We start from the raw sequence: 15,395 nt of genomic DNA, 5'->3' as shown, positions 1-15,395 counted from the left end.
CTCGATGAGGTAATTGTTATCGCCTGAGATCTGACCGCCTCATCCCAGCGGACAAAACGGGGGCAGCAGAGCCCGGACGCCTTGGTGAGATTTACGCGGAAACGATCGCGCCGGCGCTGATAATTTCGCGTCATCTCCGCGGAGGCATGGCCGAGCTGTTTTTGCACATAGCGTTCGTCGACCTCGGCCGACGAGGCGAGGCCGGCGCGCAGTGAGTGGCCGGCGAATTTCTTGGCCCGTTCGCCCTCCGACAGATCGCCGCGCACGCCGGCGGCGAGCGCCGTGCGCTTGACCAGGCGTGCGACCTCCTGGTCGTTCAAGCGATCGGCACCGACGGCTCTGCCTTGACCAGCAACGCGCCGAAACAGCGGTCCGTGCGCAATGCGCGCCAGTCTTAGCCAGGTCTGCAGAGCGACCACAGGGCAGGTGGCGTCGGAGGAGCCGCGGCCGATTTCGACCTCGCGCCAGCCGGTTTTGCCGCGCAATGTGACAAGCAGACCCTTATCGGCAAAAATCTGGACCCAGCCGCGCCCGTCCTCGGCTGATCCCTGCCGACGTCGAGGCCGACGATTTCGGATCGGCGAAGGCCGCCGGCGAAACCCAAAAGCAGCATGGCGCGGTCGCGCAGACCACGCAGCGTGCCGCGGTCGAGGGTCTCGAGCATGGCGATCAGATCCTCAGGCAGGATCGCTTCCTTCTGCCGGGGAGGGGAGGCGTGGGTGTTGCGAACGCCAGCCATCACCGTGGCGATATGCCGGTCCTTGCGGTCCAGCGGCTGGCCGCGCTGGGCAAAATTCCAGGAGAGCGACGAAAGCCGGCGCTCGATGGTTGAAACGGTGTTGGGCTTTTTGTCGCCAGTGGCCGTACCTGACGCGCAGGCGGCGATATAGAGCCCGACGACCTCAGGATCGGGCGGGAACATCTCGATGCCTTGGCGCCGGCACCAGCTCGAAAAATGCTTCCAGTCGGCTGCGTAGGCGCGGCGCGTGTTGGCCGAACTCGCCGCCTCGATATAATCGCGCGCGCGGCCGGCGAGCGCCTCAAGCTGCGCAGGCAGGCTGGGATTGGCAATGGCTGGAAGGGGAGGGGACGAGGCTAGGTCGGCATCGCCCATCTGCATGACCGATATCGATGATGTCGGGCAAAGCCGCGGCGCTTTGTGTGTGAAGCTTGTCCGAAATTCGTAGCATATTTCGGACATCTTGACCGTCACTTCGTCCGAAATCGGACCACAGATTTCGGACAAAGCCCCGGCATCAACCCGCCAATATCTCGATCTGCCGTCGCCGCTGCAAACGTCGCCTGTGAGAGGCGAGCCGCCTCTAAACTGGTCCGATTAATAATAAGAATGTAGTCAACTTCCATATTTTAGAGGGCACGCATGCTGCCACTCAACCGGCCTGATCACCACACAAAGTGAGGAAGAACCTGGTTAGGTGCAAAGCGACAATTGCCTCGACAGCGGGTCCCGGAAGGTTTATGCTGCCCAATCTTACCGCAATCCGAAATGGCGATTGAGTACCTTCACGAGTGAAGGGATTCCCGCGGTCTTAGAGATGAGTTGTCGAATGGCGCGAAGTCGCACAGAATCGCGAAGTCGCACAGAAAATCGTGTGTTTGATACCGATCAGGATCGCGAGCTGTTTCAGGCGCAGAGAGGTCTTGCGCCCGATGCACGAGTTGCTCCCGATCCAACGGAAGTGAATGGGGTGGAACTGCTTTGTCGACCAAATTGTTGACGGAACGTCCGGCGCCCATTGTTGCTACATGTCTGGATTCTTGGGGCGTTTTGGATGATGCAATCCACCATCTCACTCCAAAGGGCAGTGGAATCTGGAACAATGTCGCTTTTGTACGCAGGACATCCTTCGCGCCCGATTGGCATATTGTCTTTAACTCTGCTTCTATTTTTGGGCTCCCTGTTGATATCGAGGCGAGTCCAAACAGGACAATTTTTGCAATCGGCGAACCGCCGACGAAAGCTCATCGCGCATTTCATGAAGGGCAGGGGAAAAATACCATCGTCCTGACGTCTGACGCAGAGCTGGCTGCTCGGCAGAATGCAGAGCGCCGATTCGTTTTGTCTCCACCTATCACTCGGTCTTGGTCTGTAACAAAGACATATGACCAACTTCTGGTCAGCGAAGTCGTGGACAAGCCGCTTCGGCTCTCATGGATTACCAGTAACATCGCCCTGCTTAAAGGGCATCGATATCGGCTGGCGTTTCTGGAACGGCTAAGAGAGGAGCTCGATTTTGACCTGTTCGGCCGAGGTTTTCGGCTGATTGGAGATAAATGGGACGCACTCGCACCGTACCGTTACAGTATAGCTTTCGAGAATACTCGTGCTGATTACTATTTTACAGAGAAGCTTATGGACTGCTTCGTTGCTGAAACAATGCCGATCTATTACGGCAGCCCGGCAATCACGAGGTTCTTCCCTTCCGACTCAATGGTTCTGATTGACCCAGAGGACAAGAACGTAATCCAAAAAATTCAAGAAATCATCGACTCGGACCTCTGGAAGGAGCGTCGCGGCGCAATACAAGAGGCGAAGCGGTTGGTTCTTGAGAAATACAATACGTTTGCTTATCTCGCGGGCTTCATCGAAAGCGTTCACGATAAACCCTTACCGCCGGAAGTTATACACATCGGTTCGCCTGCGGTCGATTTTGGGAGAGACGAATGAAGTACTCCAACGCTCGCTTCGCGTGCCCGGCGGTTGGTGGTCTGGCGAGATCGGTACGGAGCGCTCGGCGGAGAATGCCTACCTGCGCAGACGGGCCGGCACGGGCGCACGAGGTCATGCGCCCCGGCTGCCGCTGATCAGACGAACTGGGGAAGGCCAGGAACGGAATTGAGGACCTCGTCCACGAGTTCGTCGCCGGCATGTTCCTTGGCGAAGGCGATCGTCTCGTTGGCGATGGCGGCGATCTTTAGAATGCTGAGACCCTCACTCATCAATTGCTGGCCGAGCCCCATGAGGCCGCCTCCGCCCTCTGGGTCGTTGCCATGATACTTCGCCACTAATTCCGAAGCTCCGGGAATGGCCGCGATCATGCGCGCAACGGGACCGTCGGCCGCGTGGCGTTGCAGGAACCCCAGCATTAACCCAACGGCCTTCTCTGCGAGAGCCGGGTCGATGCCGGCACCAGTGGCGATGCGCGATAAGAATTCTTCCATGGCAGGGTTCGTCTCTCTTTAATGAGGTTTACACGGGGCCGGTCCGGCGCCCAAAGCGCCCTTGGCCGAACCACAATGAACTCCACAAAAATAGGCCGGCGGAAGTGCTATTGCAACTGCGCGTAAAACCGCCTCTGTCAACGCAAGCTGCGTCGGACGTGCGTATTTCGCAAAAACGGGACAGTCGTTCCGCTAAATCGCGGACAGCAGTTTCACTAATTCGCGGACAGCAGGATGGGGTCGGCGCTCGGTTGCCTGGTTGAAGTCATTTGCGATTGATTTCGCCGTTTTCGGCGCCGGTCAAGGGCGGCGGTGTTTTTTGCTTTCTCATGCTGTCGCCTTCGAGGGTGATGCGATGGGCGTTGTGGATGATCCGGTCGAGAATGGTCGGCTATTGTCGGCTCCGCGAATGCTTCATGATGCACCTTTCCTTGATCGCCTGGTCCGTTGCAGTCGGCGTTGAAGTTGATCGATCTGGTCGCTGGAAAGGTTTCCGCTTGGCCGCGGGCGTCACCATTTCTTTCCCACAAGATCCTTCAACGCGGCATTGTCGAGCATGGCGTCGGCCAGAAGCCGCTTCAGCCGCGTGTTCTCGTCCTCCAGAGCCTTCAGTCGCCGAGCCTCGCAGACATCCATCCCGCCGAAGCGGGCCTTCCAGTTGTAAATCGAGGCGTCGCTGACCCCGTGCTTGCGGCACAGATCGGCAACCGATACCCCGGCCTCATGTTCCTTCAAATTCCGATGATCTGCTCTTCAGAGAAGCGGCTACGTTTCATGTCCTGGTCCTCTCGATGGGCCAGAACGAACTTCAAACCGGATTAGATAAGAGGGCAAGGTCAAGGTCGATGACTCAACTGTTGTGTGGGGAGAGCTCTTACTTCTCATTCGCTCCAAATGCGGACGCGGCGCACGAGCTCGGAAGTTGAGATCCCGTAGCGATCGTGAAGCGTCGGCAGCGCGCCAGCGTCGAGGAACTCGTCGGGCAGGGCGATCTGGCGAAAGACTGGGGTCACTCTCTCGCGCATCAGCAGCGCGGCAACGCCTTCGCCAAGGCCACCAATGATGGTGTGGTTCTCCGCCGCCACCACCAGCCGTCCCGAACGGCGCGCGGCAGCGAGTATCGCCTCCGTATCCAGAGGTTTGATCGTCGGAACGTGCAGAACGGCGCAGCCGATCCTGTCGGCTTCAAGCGCCTTCGCAGCCTCCAGCGCGCGCATGGTCATGAGGCCGCTGGAAATGAACAATACGTCCGCGCCCTCGCGCAGCATTCGCGCCTTGCCGATTTCAAATGTATAGTCGTCTTCGTCGAGCACGACAGGAACCTTACCGCGCGAAAGCCGCATGTAGACCGGCCCGTTGTAGTCCGCGATCGCCTCCGTGGCCTGTTCGATGTCGAGCGCGTCGCAAGGGTCGATGATCGTCAGGTTCGGCATCCCGCGGAAGATCGCGATGTCCTCCGTCGCCTGGTGGCTGGGGCCGTAGCCGGTCGTCAGCCCCGGTAAGGCGCAGACGATCTTCACATTGAGTTTCTCCTCGGCGATCGCCATGCAGATGAAATCGTAGGCACGTCGCGATGCGAAGACGGCGTAGGTGGTGGCGAAGGGCGTAAAACCCTCCCGCGCCAAGCCGGCGGCGGCGCTCATCAGCACCTGCTCCGCCATGCCCATCTGATAGAAGCGGTCCGGATGCTCCTGTGCGAAGACATGGAGATCGGTGTATTTCGCGAGGTCCGCCGTCAGGCCAACTATCCCGGGCCGCTGGTGCGCCAGTCTGGCCAGTGTGTGCCCGAACGGCGCATTGCGTGTCGGTACGCCATCGGGCGCGATCGACGCGATCATCGCCGATGTGGTCTTGCGCTCACCGGCATTGGCGGCGTGGCGCGGCGCGAACTTTGACAACCTCAACGCGGACGTCCCTTTTCCAAAGCTTCGAGCGCTAACGTCCATTCGTGCGGTTCGACGCGGATGAAATGCGTGATGTCGCGGGTTTCCAGGAATGGCACACCCTTGGCCATGCGCGTATCGCAAACGATCACACGCGGACGAGGTTCCTTCAGGCCGCGCGCCATGTCGAAGGCCTTGCGGACCGCCTCGATGTCGTTGCCGTCGACGCGCTGCGCATGCCAGCCGAACGCCTCGAACTTGTCGGTCACCGGTTCGGAGGAGAGCATGGCCGTCGACGGACCATCGGCCTGCTGATTGTTGAAGTCGACAATGGCAATGAGATTGTCGAGCTTGTGGTGGGCGGCCGACATCGCGGCTTCCCAGGTCGAGCCCTCACCGAGCTCGCCGTCGGACAAAAGATTGTAGACGAAACTGTCGCTTCGCTTGCGCGTCAGCCCCATGCACATGCCAACGGCAATGCCAAGGCCGTGACCGAGCGAGCCGCCGGTGATCTCCATACCGGGCGTGTATGGCGCCATGCCGGACATCGGCATACGGCTTTCATCGCTGCCATAGGTTTCGAGCTCTTCCTCCGGCAGCACGCCCGCTTCGATCAGAGCCGCGTAGAGCGCGATCGCATAGTGTCCGATCGACAGCAGGAAGCGGTCGCGTCCCTCCCACAACGTGTCCTCCGGCCGGTAACGAAGCGCATGGAAATAGGCGACGGCAAGCACGTCGGCGACACCCAGCGCCTGTCCGACATAACCTTGGCCCTGGACTTGACCCATCCGCACGGCGTGTCGGCGGATACGATAGGCTCGTTCGGCCAGGCTGACATTGCTGCCAGCGCGAGGCATCTCAAGCTCCGTTGTCCACTCAGCCATGGATTAGCATCCCACCGTTGACATCGATCACGGCGCCGGTGATGTAGCTGGCCAGATCGGAAGCCAGGAAGAGATAGGCGCCGGCTACGTCGCGCGCCTCGCCCAGCCGGCTGAGCGGGATTCCCTTGATGATGTCGGCGCGCATGGCGTTGGTCAGTTTGCCGCCGGTGATGTCGGTCTGGATCAGGCCCGGTGTGATGCAGTTGACGCGGATGCCTTCGGGACCGAATTCGCGCGCCATGGCCTTGGCAAGCCCCAGAACACCCGCCTTGGCAGCCGAATAGTGCGGGCCACCGAAGATGCCGCCGCCGCGCTGGGCCGAAACTGACGACATGCAGATGATCGAGCCGCCGCCATTTTCGCGCATGTTCGGAATGAATGCCTGGCTGAGATGGAGCACGCCGCGTAGGTTGACATCGAGGATGCGGTCCCAGTCAGCCGCGCTGATCTCCAGCGTCTTGACCGGCTGCGTGACGCCCGCATTGTTGCAGAGCACATCGATCCTGCCCAAGGTTTCTGTCACTTGCGCCGCCGCCCTCTTGCAGGCGTCGAGGTCCGCGACGTTGCACGCAAGGCCGATATGGTCGGGTCCAAGCGACGCAGCGGCGTCACGCGCTTGCCCGTCATCGAGGTCGAGTATTGCAACGCGAGCCCCGTGCTGTACCATCAGCGCTGCCGTGGAGCGGCCAATTCCCCGGGGGCCCGCGGCCCCCGAAATCACCACGGCCTTGCCTTTCAGCAACAAGTCGAACTCTCCTGCTATTTCTGTTTGCCGGCGATCTAAAGTCGGTAGAACCGGGCGGCGTTGTCATGGAACAGCGCGAGCGGCTCCTCGTGCGGGTGGGCGATCGTAATTTCCTTGAAGGCGTTCAAAATGGCGTCGAAGCTCGAGAACAGCTTGTCGACGGGGAAGTTCGTCGCGAACATCGAGCGGCCGACGCCGAAGGCTGCGATCGCCTCCTCGACATAAGGACGGATCGAGAACGTGGTCCAAGTCCAGTCGCCCATGCCGAGGCCCGAGATCCAGGCGACGTTCGGCGCTTGCGCTAACTGGTGCATGCCTTTTTTCCAGGCGCCAAAATGCTCGGCGCCGTCGACCTGCATGCCGGTGTGATTGAGAATCATCTGCACGTCGGGAAAGTCGCGCGCCAGTTCGAGGAACTCGCTCATCTGCGGATAGTAGAGCTGCGGGTCGAAGCTCAGCCCGCGCTTCGCCAGCTCCCGGAAGCCGCGCCGCCATTCGGGCGTACGACTGACCTCCGGCCGCGCCAGATAGGTCTTGGCGGGGTCGGGATGATAATTCATCGGCTGCCGCATGCCGCGGAAGTTCGGATATTCCATGTGGCGGTCGAGGAGGTCGCCGACGTCGGGTTGGGACAGGTCGGCATAGCCGACGATGCCATGCGGAAAGCCTCGCTTGTTGGCGATCTCCTGCAGCCAGCGCGTTTCCCCAACCGGATCGCCGGGATCGAGAAGCAGCACTTCGGCTCCGGTGGAAAGGGCACGAGCGATCTGGACGATCTGGCCTTCGTGGAGGGACAATTTGCGTGCCGGCATTATCGATGATCGCTTTGCCGATCGCTGGGTCGATCAGCTGGAGCGCTCCGAGCGCAGTTTCGCGCGTGCGGCGACGGCTGATCTGCGACCAGCCCGACCTCGCATGCACAATGCCGATGTTTTCCGCGACCGGACAGCTCGGGCAACAGCGCCAGCTCCTGATGCACCACCGCCATGATCGGGCTGTTGTGGTCGGCCTTCGACGAGGCGAAGCCAATCTCGCCGGCTTCGCGTGAGGTCAGCCCTGTGACGATGCGGATGAGAGTGCTTTTGCCGGCGCCGTTGCCGCCCAGGAGCGCGTGGATTTCGTCGGCCCGGACCTGAAAACTCACACCCCGCAGGACACCGGTTGCGTCATAACTCTTCTCGATATTCGCAGCTTCGATCAGGGGCTTCCTGGTCAATACCTGTCCAACTCCCGGCACGTTGCCGGCGCTACCCAAGCTTTGGGTTGAACTCGGCTCCATCCTGTATCTCCTTCCGGGACCACTGTGCGACCGATTGACATTCGGCTCAATTTTCGTTTCTTAACATTCTGTGTAGCTGAGCTTAACTGACGAGGACGAGGTCAGACATCAAGTTCAATTCGATGACGCATTTCGAGGCAGTCGCGCGGCTCGGCGGCGTGGCAAAGGCCGCTCAGGAATTGCAGGTGACACCTTCGGCGGTTAGCCAGCAGCTGCGGCTGCTCGAACACCAACTCGGGGTGCGGCTTTTTCAGCGCGAAAAGCGCCATCTCTCGCTCACGATCGACGGTGAGCGGCTCTTCCAGACCACGACCCAGGCTTTCGAATCCATACGCGAGGTGCGTAATGCCATTGTGCGGCAGCGCGAAAGCTTCCAGCTTAGCCTGCGCGTCAGTCCTTCCTTCGGCGAGAAATGGCTGGCGCCGCGGTTGGCCGAGTTCAGCAAGGGCTATCCGAGCTGGAATTTGCGCGTCGACGCCACGCCCAATTTCTCGGATTTCGAAACGGAGGTCATCGATCTCGATCTTCGTTATTGCGACGGCGGCTGGGCCGGCCTTTATTCGGATTGCGTCGTCAACGATCTGATCCTGCCGATGTGCTCGCCTTCCTATCTTGCCGAACTGCGCGCGATCTCACCGGATCCGCGCGAGCAGCTTCGCCATGCGCGGTTGATCGACAGTGTGAAGGCCTATTTCCGGTGGGATTATTGGCTGCCGTGCAACGGTATCCAGGGCGCCCGCATGACGTATCCCTATCGTTTCGACCGTTCGTCAATGTCGGTTCAACTGGCGAAGGACGGTGCAGGTGTGGTCCTGGAAAGCACATCCATCGCATTCGAGGACCTGGTGTCGGGTTCTCTGGTTCCGGTCTCGATAGAGTTCGAGGTCATCGAGTTTCCGGGATACTGGCTGGTCTGTCCTTCGCGGCATATGAACCGGCGCGCGGTTCGCCTGTTTTCGGACTGGGTGTCACGCGTGGGTAAGCGCGACACCGATCTGGCTCGCCGGTTTCTGGCGGATAAGCAACTGCGCATATCGTTCGAACGACGGCCTCATTTCGGGGCACGGGATGACAAAGCGGCGCCAATGGCGTGAACAGTTCGGCGTTCAAGACATGGCAAGACGAAGATTGACAGCACGTTGCGGTTGAGGAGCTGGCAAAAACGCAGGCTGTGTGCAAGCGAATGGGTTGGCCCCGCTTTTCATTTTCCGCGTAGCCTGTGCCTGTGGCTGCCCGCGCCACAAGGCGTTGGTGCACAAATGTGGCATTAGGCACAATCAGCTCTTTGATGCCGCCTGCTATGTCGGCCTTGCCGGGCAGCGAACGGACTCCGGGCGTGCGCACGCCGTCATGCGGTTGAGAACGGCGCAGCCGATGGCGACCTCGGTCTGCTGAGCCGAAAAGGAGCGGGCTCGCAGGCGACGTCCGATCAGCCCCTTGTAGCGCCCGACGGCGGTCTCGATCAGGGCGCGCTTGCCATAGCCGGTGGACGCCTGCCAATTCAGCCTTCCATCATTGGCGATCGCCGTGATGTGACCGTCCCTTTGACCGGGTGGTCCGGTGTCATCACTCTCCACGGCCTTTGAACGTGGCGGGATGACTATCCTTGCGGTGACGCTGTGTTGCAGCACCGCGCAGTAGGTGGGACCGCCATCATATGCTCCGTCGGCCGTGAATTGGTCGATCTCTGCGTCGATCCGGTCGAGCAGCGGCTTCACCTGCGAGGGATCGTCGCCGTCCTGGTCGGTCAGACAATGGGCGATGATCTCGCCGCTGTCGGCATTGAGAACCAAATGCAGCTTGCGCCAGGTCCGGCGTGATCTGGCACCGTGCTTGTCTTCCAGCCATTGGCCGGCGCCGTAGACTTTCATCCGGTGCTATCGATCAGCACATGCAGCGGACCGTCCTCGGATGCCGCTGCCGCTTGGCCGATGGTTCCCATATCTGCGCCCGGCGGCTTAGCGTCGTGTGATCGGGAACCGGTAGATCAAGCCCCATCAGATCGAGCAGCGAGGTCGCCAATCCCTCGCTCTGGCGCAGACGAAGCCCGAAGACGCATCCCAGTGTCAAGACCGCCTCGATGGCGAGATCGGAATAGCGGGGCTGGCCGCCGCGGGTCGTTCTTCGCGGCGCATGCCACCTGGCCAAGGCTTCTTCTGTCAACCACAGCGTCAGACTGCCGCGCCGCCGAAGGCCCGCCTCGTATTCCGGCCAGTTTGTCACCCTGAATTTCATCTTCGCGACTCGGTGACGGCGGCTGGCATTGTGTTTGTAGGGCATCGGGCGAAGATCATGTCGTTGGCGATCTCGCCTGCCTATCGGCAAACCCTTGAAAAATGTTCCACGCACCAACGCCTCGACAAGCACCTTTCTTCATACATTTCCCGAACCACCCGCAGCGCAAAGCCTCCCCATGAGAAAAGAGCTTCCCATGTCTTTCACGCCATTGATTGACCCCGAGATCAAGGCCCGCTACCCGGATTTTCATCTGATCAGCGTTGTGGTGCGGAACGCTGAAATCGACGTGCCGGATGCACAGGCGTTGAACGACACGATTGCGGCGGCGGAACAGGCGGCGCTTCGCGATGACGCCCAAAGGGACGCGCATCTTGCGGCGTGGGCCGTTGCCTACGAGGCTTTCGGCACAAAGGCCAATCGAACGCCGTGCTCGGCCGCCGCGCTTCTCAAGCGGGTGCGGAAAGATGGCTCTCTCCGCGGATTTCCCCACTGGTTGATGCCTACAATGCCGTCAGCGTGTTGTATGGCGTTCCGATTGGCGGGGAGGATCTCGATCTTTACCAGGGGGTCCCGAGACTTTTAATTGCGAAGGGAGCGGAGCCATTCGACACGATCCAGCAAGGTGAAATGGTAACCGAGCATCCCGAACCGGGCGAAGTCATCTGGTGCGATGATGCCGGTGTCACGTGCCGCCGCTGGAACTGGCGGCAGGGGCGGCGCACCATGGTCACGGTCCATACCCGCGCCATGTGGCTCGTGCTGGAAGCCCTCGGCCCAATGTCAGCTAAACAGATGACGGCCACCGGAGAGCATCTGATGGGACTTATCCAAGCGTTGTGCCCGGGTGCGCGAATCGAAACCGCGCGAATCGACGAGTCCACTAGATCTCGTGTTCCTTAGGGTATGGCCCCACCTTTCGGAGAAACACCCCACTCAGCCCTGTCCGGATCTGGCGCTCCTTGCTCGCTCCGCTGGCCTACACAGTTGATTGCGAACGACCCAGAACGGCTCTCGAAAACGAGCGTCGAACGAAATCAGATCACCGTTTGTTCTCCCTTAGCGTTGTTTGGCGTACTTTTATCGCGATGCCCGCTTGTGGGCCGTGCCATAACGCAGTTGATGATCATGCCTGACTACGAAGCGTCGGCCGCCGATAGTCTGGATCAGCGCTCGCTGTGCTCGATGAGGTATTATCGCCTGAGATCTGACCACCTCATCCCAGCGGACAAAACGGGGCAGGGAGGGGGGCTTTTCAGAGCCCGGACGCCTTGGTGAGATTGACGCGGAAACGATCGCGCCGGCGCTGATACTTTCGCGTCATCTCGGCCGAGGCGTGACCGAGCTGCTTTTGCACATAGCGCTCGTCGACCTCGGCCGAGGACGCGAGGCCGGCGCGCAGCGAATGGCCAGCAAACTTTTGACCGCGTTCGCCCTCCGACAGATCGCCACGCACGCCGGCTGCGAGCGCCGTGCGCTTGACCAGCCGCGCAACTTCCTGGTCGTTAAGCCGATCGGCGCCGACTCTTTTGCCTTGCCCTATTACCCTTCGGAACAAAGGGCCATGGCCGATCCGCGCCAGCTTCAGCCAGGTTTGCAGCGCGACCACCGGGCAGGTGGCGTCGGAGGAGCCGCGGCCGACCTCGACCTCGCGCCAACCGGTTTTGCCGCGCAGGGTCACCAGCACGCCCTTGTCAGGAAAAAACTCAATCCAGCCAGAAGAATCCTCGGTCTGGTCGCGACCAATGTCGAGCCCGACGATTTCGGATCGGCGAAGGCCGCCGGCGAAACCCAAAAGCAGCATGGCGCGGTCGCGCAGACCACGCAGCGTGCCGCGGTCGAGGGTCTCGAGCATGGCGATCAGATCCTCAGGCAGGATCGCTTCCTTCTGCCGGGGAGGGGAGGCGTGGGTGTTGCGAACGCCAGCCATCACCGTGGCGATATGCCGGTCCTTGCGGTCCAGCGGCTGGCCGCGCTGGGCAAAATTCCAGGAGAGCGACGAAAGCCGGCGCTCGATGGTTGAAACGGTGTTGGGCTTTTTGTCGCCAGTGGCCGTACCTGACCCGCAGGCGGCGATATAGAGCCCGACGACCTGAGGATCGGGCGGGAACATCTCGATGCCTTGGCGCCGGCACCAGCTCGAAAAATGCTTCCAGTCGGCTGCGTAGGCGCGGCGCGTGTTGGCCGAACTCGCCGCCTCGATATAATCGCGCGCGCGGCCGGCGAGCGCCTCAAGATGCGCAGGCAGGCTGGGATTGGCAATGGCTGGAAGGGGAGGGGACGAGGCTAGGTCGGCATCGCCCATCTGCATGACGATATCGATGATGTCGGGCATGTCGTCCTCGCCGGAAGCAGCGGATGATCGTTGCGCGTCGCCAGCCATGCTCATGCCGCTTCGATATCCGTTTGGGAGAAGTCTTTGCCGACGAAAAGCAGCGGTTCATCCGCACGCTTTGCCAAAGCATAGGACAGGCAATCGGCAAAATTCAGCGCCGCCGGGTGGTGGCCCTTGCCGTAGGTCAGCCAACCTTGGGTCGCCAGATCAACCAATTCGGAGTCGACAGGAATGATGTCGGCCTCGATTTTGCGCAGCCAAAGATCGATCTCGGCCAATACGTGTTCGCCGCGCCTGCTGACCAGCACCATGCGTGCCTCGAGCACGCAGGTTGCCGGGACCAGACGGATTGGGTCCAAGACCAGCGCTCGTTCCAGCCTTGCTGCCTCAGGCTCGCTCCGAAGGATCGCTACAACGGCTGAGGTATCGATCACCATCAATTAGGGATTCCATGCTCGTCATACCCGATGATCTCCTCGTCGCTGCGACTATCCAGTTCAGGCAATCGTGCAACTCTTTCTCGGATGGCGCGCAATTCTGCCAGCAGACGCTCCTGAGCGGTCTCTCCAAAGCCCAAGCGATGCAAGCGCTCGCTAAGGGCCTGATGAATGGCTGCTGTCTTACTGATACCCTGGCGGCGTGCGAGTTCATCGGCGAGAGCAACGGTGGCCGGATTTTTGATGTTCAGGGACACGAAAGACTCCAAAATTCTACCTTTCTGGCGTATTCTACCATGGTCCCCTAGCCCTCGTAAACAACGAATGATAATGCAACATTATCGTTCGTTTTAAATAGGCGACAAGTGCGGCGGTTGTTGCGCAAATCAATTGCCAAAAGCGCCGCCATGATTCATCGTGTTTGCGATGATTCTGCGTCCCAAACCCTCTCCGCGCCACTACACCACGCTTGCCCCTTCGACCGCGCCGATGGCAACGGTGCCGGCCTGGCTGCGCCGCGCCATCCCGGATGCGCAAAGCCTTGCTGGAAAAGATTTTGAGGACGTCGCACTCGCCGCGGGCGCCATCATCGGCGCGCTCGATATGGTGGTCCGCCGGCAGGAGCGGTGGGCCGGCGCCTGGCGGCAGCGCCTGGCGCTTTCGGCCGCCGCGGCAACGGCAAAGCAGGCCGGCCGCGTCGAGGATGAAGCAGCACTTCGCGACGCCGTGCTGCTCACGCGACCGGGCGACAATGTCGGGCCCGCGGGTCTTTTGCTCCTCGCCTGGCGCCGGCTGGCCGGAATGCCTGCGGAAAAACTGCTGACCAAGGCTGGCATCGGCGCGATGCTGGATAATCTAGGTCTAGCGCGCGACGACGCGAGCGTGAGCGACCTGACGGACGATCTTCGCCAGCTCAGCGCCAGCGCCGGGTTGGTCGGAATGCTGACCGGCGCCATCGCGATCGCCGAACGCCACGGCTTTGCGCGCGCTCTTGGAGCCTGGCTCGCCGACGCTTTGCTGGCGCAACGGTTGGGTTGGGTTCATGCGGTGCCGCTGCTGGGCGCCGAAGCGGCCTTGGGCGCAAGCGCCCGCCCGCGTCGATCGGCAGCCAGCTCCGTGGCGATAAGCATTGGGACAGACCCTGAGCATGCAAAAGGTCTGCTTGCCGTGCAGGCGCGCGCTGCGCTGCGCGCGATTGATCTTTCCGCGGAGCTCGAGCGCCGTGCGGACCGGCTGCTTGCCGTTGCCCCGAAACTCAGGGCCAAGGCAGCGGGCGCTGTTGTCGACAAGCTGCTGTCCGACGATGCGATCGTTACCTCGCAAGATATTGCCGGCATGAGCGACCGTGGGCTGCGCCGCCTGTTCGACCGTTTGGTCGAACTCGGCGCGGTGCGTGAACTGTCCGGCCGTCCGACCTTCCGTATCTACGGGCTGTGACGACCATGATGGAAGCAACGAGGCGAGGGAGGGGCCGGCCAGATGACGGACGATCAGGCGACCGCCTGTTTGACCGGGAGTTGGATCACCTGCCGCCGGAAGCGCGCTGGCGTGAATGGATGCAGCGCGTCGAGGCAACGATCTTTGCAGCCAGCGAACCGGTGACACGCGAAACGCTCGCCCGCATCGTCGGCAAGAGCTACAGCATCGATCTTTTGATCGACGACATTCGCGAGGGGCTGCGCGGTCGTCCCTATGATTTAGTTGCCGTCGCCGGCGGCTGGAAGCACCTGACCCGGCCGGCCTATGCCGATGCCATCCGCGCTGCGGTCGGCGGAAACGAGCGAGCCGTGGATCTGACACAATCTGAAGTGCTGGTGCTGATGTGTGTGGCGTACTTCCAGCCGATCACCCGCGCCGAGCTTTCTTCCTTCTTCGGCAAGGAGATCAGCCGCGATCTCATCGGTCATCTGCGCGGCGCGAAGCTGATTGCGTCCGGTCCGCGCAGCCCGACGCCCGGCGCGCCCTACACCTACGTCACGACCAAAGAATTCCTGCTGGAGTTCGGTCTCGACACGCTGCGCGACCTGCCGGATTTCGAGGCGCTCGAGGATGCCGGACTGCTGTCGAAGGAGAAGCTGTTGGCGGGCGATATCATGCCGGACTTTGCCGGCCTCCAGGAGGCCGTTGAAGTCGAGAACCGACGAATAGCTGGACACAGACGACGGAACGACCGCTGCGTCTGCTTGTGCCTGATCAAGAGATTGATCGGCGATAAGCAGTGGGCAGACCGACAGGTGGCGCATTGTCCGAAATTTGCGGCATATTTCTGACATGGGTCGAAATTCAGGCCGGCCTCGTTTGGGCCGGCCTTAGTGTCCGTTCCAAAAAGAGTTGAGTGATTTCAGCAGGTTGTGATTCTGTCGGATTTGCGAGATTCGATGGAGATCACGATGGCCTGGACTGAAATCACCCGT

The 15,395-nt window shown here is 61.0% G+C and carries 13 protein-coding genes and 4 pseudogenes; 5 read left to right on the top strand and 12 right to left on the bottom strand.

Annotated features, from left to right (window positions below):
* Positions 1 to 68: 68 nt before the first annotated feature.
* Positions 69 to 1,190: pseudogene (locus tag NKI85_RS32760) on the bottom strand (site-specific integrase); the annotation flags it as partial.
* A gap of 530 nt (positions 1,191 to 1,720) precedes the next feature.
* Between NKI85_RS32760 and NKI85_RS32755 the strand changes: the two are divergent.
* Positions 1,721 to 2,689 (top strand): glycosyltransferase family 10 domain-containing protein, encoded by a 969-nt coding sequence (locus tag NKI85_RS32755; RefSeq protein WP_352493678.1) that lies wholly within the window; start codon positions 1,721 to 1,723, stop codon positions 2,687 to 2,689.
* 137 nt (positions 2,690 to 2,826) lie between these two features.
* Here NKI85_RS32755 and NKI85_RS32750 read toward each other — a convergent pair whose 3' ends face one another.
* The 7 genes and pseudogenes from NKI85_RS32750 to NKI85_RS32715 all read right to left on the bottom strand — a co-directional run bounded on the left by NKI85_RS32750 (position 2,827) and on the right by NKI85_RS32715 (position 7,974).
* On the bottom strand, positions 2,827 to 3,183 hold the full coding sequence (locus NKI85_RS32750) for a hypothetical protein (protein ID WP_352532429.1): 357 nt from the start codon (positions 3,181 to 3,183) through the stop codon (positions 2,827 to 2,829).
* Between the two features lie 490 nt (positions 3,184 to 3,673).
* Positions 3,674 to 3,959 (bottom strand): annotated as a pseudogene (locus tag NKI85_RS32740) (transposase); the annotation flags it as partial.
* Between the two features lie 105 nt (positions 3,960 to 4,064).
* The gene (locus NKI85_RS32735; protein ID WP_502895560.1) at positions 4,065 to 5,087 is read right to left on the bottom strand and encodes a transketolase family protein; all 1,023 of its coding nucleotides are present in this window, start codon (positions 5,085 to 5,087) and stop codon (positions 4,065 to 4,067) included.
* On the bottom strand, positions 5,084 to 5,923 hold the full coding sequence (locus NKI85_RS32730) for a transketolase (protein ID WP_352453734.1): 840 nt from the start codon (positions 5,921 to 5,923) through the stop codon (positions 5,084 to 5,086). The genes NKI85_RS32735 and NKI85_RS32730 overlap by 4 nt, the downstream gene beginning before the upstream one ends.
* A 19-nt stretch (positions 5,924 to 5,942) precedes the next feature.
* Entirely contained in the window at positions 5,943 to 6,695 is a 753-nt protein-coding gene (locus tag NKI85_RS32725; RefSeq protein WP_352453729.1) for an SDR family NAD(P)-dependent oxidoreductase, read from the bottom strand.
* 35 nt (positions 6,696 to 6,730) lie between these two features.
* Positions 6,731 to 7,507 carry an amidohydrolase family protein gene (locus NKI85_RS32720; RefSeq protein ID WP_352780117.1) on the bottom strand — a complete coding sequence of 259 codons (777 nt, stop codon included), beginning with the start codon at positions 7,505 to 7,507 and terminating at the stop codon, positions 6,731 to 6,733.
* Positions 7,507 to 7,974 (bottom strand): ATP-binding cassette domain-containing protein, encoded by a 468-nt coding sequence (locus NKI85_RS32715; protein ID WP_352780115.1) that lies wholly within the window; start codon positions 7,972 to 7,974, stop codon positions 7,507 to 7,509. Before NKI85_RS32715 ends, NKI85_RS32720 begins: the two co-directional genes overlap by 1 nt.
* 122 nt (positions 7,975 to 8,096) lie before the next feature.
* Between NKI85_RS32715 and NKI85_RS32710 the strand changes: the two genes are divergently transcribed.
* Positions 8,097 to 9,068 carry a LysR substrate-binding domain-containing protein gene (locus NKI85_RS32710; protein WP_352780113.1) on the top strand — a complete coding sequence of 324 codons (972 nt, stop codon included), beginning with the start codon at positions 8,097 to 8,099 and terminating at the stop codon, positions 9,066 to 9,068.
* Positions 9,069 to 9,272: 204 nt separating this feature from the next.
* On the opposite strand, the pseudogene NKI85_RS32705 reads toward NKI85_RS32710, so the two are convergent.
* A pseudogene (locus NKI85_RS32705) lies at positions 9,273 to 10,254 on the bottom strand (IS5 family transposase).
* 336 nt (positions 10,255 to 10,590) lie between these two features.
* On the opposite strand from NKI85_RS32705, the gene NKI85_RS32700 reads away from it, so the two are divergent.
* Positions 10,591 to 11,112 carry a B3/B4 domain-containing protein gene (locus NKI85_RS32700; protein WP_352780111.1) on the top strand — a complete coding sequence of 174 codons (522 nt, stop codon included), beginning with the start codon at positions 10,591 to 10,593 and terminating at the stop codon, positions 11,110 to 11,112.
* A gap of 352 nt (positions 11,113 to 11,464) precedes the next feature.
* Here NKI85_RS32700 and NKI85_RS32695 read toward each other — a convergent pair whose 3' ends face one another.
* From NKI85_RS32695 to NKI85_RS32685, 3 genes are read right to left on the bottom strand one after another with little or no spacing between them, the layout of a single operon-like run.
* Positions 11,465 to 12,598: a site-specific integrase gene (locus tag NKI85_RS32695; RefSeq protein ID WP_352780109.1), complete on the bottom strand. Its 1,134-nt coding sequence runs from the start codon at positions 12,596 to 12,598 to the stop codon at positions 11,465 to 11,467.
* Positions 12,595 to 12,981: a type II toxin-antitoxin system VapC family toxin gene (locus NKI85_RS32690; RefSeq protein WP_352780107.1), complete on the bottom strand. Its 387-nt coding sequence runs from the start codon at positions 12,979 to 12,981 to the stop codon at positions 12,595 to 12,597. Before NKI85_RS32690 ends, NKI85_RS32695 begins: the two co-directional genes overlap by 4 nt.
* On the bottom strand, positions 12,981 to 13,238 hold the full coding sequence (locus NKI85_RS32685; protein WP_031195575.1) for a type II toxin-antitoxin system VapB family antitoxin: 258 nt from the start codon (positions 13,236 to 13,238) through the stop codon (positions 12,981 to 12,983). Before NKI85_RS32685 ends, NKI85_RS32690 begins: the two co-directional genes overlap by 1 nt.
* Before the next feature lie 169 nt (positions 13,239 to 13,407).
* Here NKI85_RS32685 and NKI85_RS32680 point away from each other — a divergent pair, with 169 nt between their 5' ends.
* Positions 13,408 to 14,418, top strand: coding sequence for a DUF1403 family protein (locus NKI85_RS32680; RefSeq protein WP_352780131.1), 1,011 nt, complete (start codon positions 13,408 to 13,410; stop codon positions 14,416 to 14,418).
* A gap of 5 nt (positions 14,419 to 14,423) precedes the next feature.
* Positions 14,424 to 15,101 (top strand): annotated as a pseudogene (scpB, locus tag NKI85_RS32675) (SMC-Scp complex subunit ScpB); the annotation flags it as partial.
* Between the last annotated feature and the right edge of the window lie 294 nt (positions 15,102 to 15,395).

Origin of the sequence: Mesorhizobium sp. M0571, assembly GCF_040320985.1 — a bacterium.
Taxonomy (GTDB): Bacteria; Pseudomonadota; Alphaproteobacteria; order Rhizobiales; family Rhizobiaceae; genus Mesorhizobium.
Note: the sequence above shows the minus strand (reverse complement) of the source record. Positions and strands in the feature narration are given on the sequence as shown.